Origin of the sequence: Caballeronia terrestris (assembly GCF_001544515.1) — a bacterium.
Classification (GTDB): domain Bacteria; phylum Pseudomonadota; class Gammaproteobacteria; order Burkholderiales; family Burkholderiaceae; genus Caballeronia; species Caballeronia terrestris.
The window spans coordinates 1-2418 of the sequence record NZ_FCOL02000274.1 but is presented as its reverse complement, the minus strand read 5'-3'; the positions used below and the strand labels follow the sequence as shown (position 1 = coordinate 2418).

The 2418-nt window shown below is 63.9% G+C and carries 2 protein-coding genes; both read left to right on the top strand.

The window, feature by feature from the left end:
- The first annotated feature begins 3 nt into the window (after positions 1–3).
- Entirely contained in the window at positions 4–1329 is a 1326-nt protein-coding gene (locus AWB67_RS36410) for an MFS transporter (RefSeq protein WP_087660692.1), read from the top strand.
- 22 nt (positions 1330–1351) lie between these two features.
- Positions 1352–1912 (top strand): RBBP9/YdeN family alpha/beta hydrolase, encoded by a 561-nt coding sequence (locus AWB67_RS36405; protein WP_087660691.1) that lies wholly within the window; start codon positions 1352–1354, stop codon positions 1910–1912.
- The last annotated feature ends 506 nt before the right edge of the window (positions 1913–2418 follow it).

The following is a 2418-nucleotide window of genomic DNA, read 5'->3' as shown; positions in this document are numbered from 1 at the left end:
ATTTTGGAACTTCATTGTGTAAAGCCGGCCCAGGGCGACTTCGCGGGCGCTCCCGCCGTTTCGCGCAAATATGCGTGGATCGTCTTCGCGCTGACCTTCGGCCTGTTGCTGTCGGACTACATGTCGCGGCAGGTGCTGAATGCGGTCTTTCCCCTGCTGAAAAGCGCATGGGGTCTTTCCGACACGCAACTGGGTTCGCTCAGCGGCGTGGTGGCGCTCATGGTCGGCGTGCTGACCTTTCCGCTTTCGGTGCTCGCCGACCGCTGGGGCCGCGTGCGAAGCCTGATCCTGATGGCAGCACTCTGGAGCCTGGCCACGCTCGGCTGCGCGTTTGCGACCAGCTACGGGGAAATGCTCGTCGCCCGGGCGTTCGTGGGTCTCGGCGAGGCCGCCTATGGAAGCGTGGGCATTGCCCTGATCCTCAGCATTTTCCCGCCGCACCTGCGCTCGACTCTCACCGGCGCATTCATGGCCGGCGGCGCGTTCGGCTCGGTGCTCGGGATGGCGCTCGGCGGTTTCGTCGCGGTGCATTTTGGGTGGCGTGCGTCATTCGGCGCGATGGCATGCTTCGGCATCTTGCTGGTGGTGGCTTACCGGCTGATCGTATCCGAGAAGCGCCTTGCAGCGCGGTACCCGGACGGCCGTGCGAAGGAGTCGAATTCACGCGACGTGATCACCAGCTTTCGCACGCTCGTCGCGGGACTATTCTCGACGATTTCGGTCGTATGCGCGTACGTCGGCAGCGGACTGCAGCTTTTCATCATGGGCGCGGTGATTGCCTGGATGCCGAGCTTTCTCAATCGCTACTACGGCCTGCCTGCAGACAAGGCCGCCGCGGGCGCCGCCGTGTTCGTGCTGTTGGGCGGCGTGGGCATGGTCGCGTGCGGAATCGTCACAGACCGGCTCTGCCGGACCGCTCCGTCCCGCAAGTGGATGACGGCGATCGCCTATTGCATGATCTCCTTCACGTTGCTCTCGATCGGCTTTCGCCTGGAGGCGGGCGCGATGCAACTCGTCCTGCTGGGCGCGGGCATTCTCGTCGTTGCGGGCACCTCCGGCCCGGCGGGAGCGATGGTCGCGAACCTCACACCTTCGTCGATCCACGCATCGGCGTTCGCTACCCTGACGCTCGCGAACAATCTGCTCGGCCTTGCACCCGGTCCGCTCGTCACCGGCCTGATTGCGGATCGCGTGGGTCTTCTGGGGGCGTTGCAGGTGATCCCGCTGGTGAGCCTCGCCGCTACGGTCGCCTTCGCGATCGGCAGGTCGAGATATGAACGCGATCTGCGCCGCATCGACGCGCTGCGCGGCATAGCAGCAGAAAAATGACACCTCGTACGGAACATCACTCATGACACCCAACCCCACACCGACCGTTCTGATCGTGCCCGGACTGCGCGATCACGTCGAAAACCATTGGCAAACCTTGCTCGAACGCAAGCTCCCGAATGCGCGCTCGGTGCCTCCGCTCGAGCATGACAAGCTGAACCGCGCGGCCCGTGTCGCCGCGCTCGATGCGGCACTGGCGCAGATCGACGGCCCGGTCATTCTCGTCGCGCATAGCGCCGGGGTCATGATTACCGTGCACTGGGCGCAGCTTCATCGGAGAAACATCAAGGGCGCGCTGCTCGCGACGCCACCCGATTTCAACGCGCCGATGCCGGAAGGCTATCCGGCACCCGCTACCCTGCACGAGCATGGCTGGATGCCAACTCCACGTACGCGCCTGCCGTTTCCCAGCATCGTGGCCGCGAGCACCAATGATCCGCTCGCGCGGATCGAGCGCGTCGAGGAACTCGCGCAAGCGTGGGGCAGCCGGTTCATCGAGGTCGGCGCCGTCGGTCATCTGAATCCCGCTTCCGGGCACGGCGAGTGGCCGCGCGCCGAGGAATTCGTGGCCGAGCTGAGTTGAACCTCGAACACCCCGACCGAAACCAGCACTGGGCCGGCATTGCCAAGACGCCGGCACCTACACCCTGTACAGGAAAACTATAGATGTCTAGCTACGTACGTAACGACGCATCAGCGAATGATGCCAATACCGTTGAACTCCGGCCTGATCAAGACGCGGTCCGCCGAGTGCCATCCGAACGATGCAAGGAATCGTCGGCATCGCCCGTGCGTACCTGGGCGTGGGCGAGAACCAGTGGAGTCTACGACTGGATGGACGCACATACCCCCCGCGACGATTTGGACTCGTGGCGTTGAACGAAAAAACAAAGCAGGCGCACGAATGCCGCCAAGCTCTCCCTGACCCTCCTGGTGGACGCCATCAGCCGTCCATCGGCATTACGACATTGCCGTCGCCTGGTTGCTGGCGAACGAGTGCGACGGCACTCGCCGCATGATTCGATTCGCTGCGCGCAGTCAGGTCCCTCCCACCGCGAGAGGGTTACAAGAAGCATCCCTGCACTACGA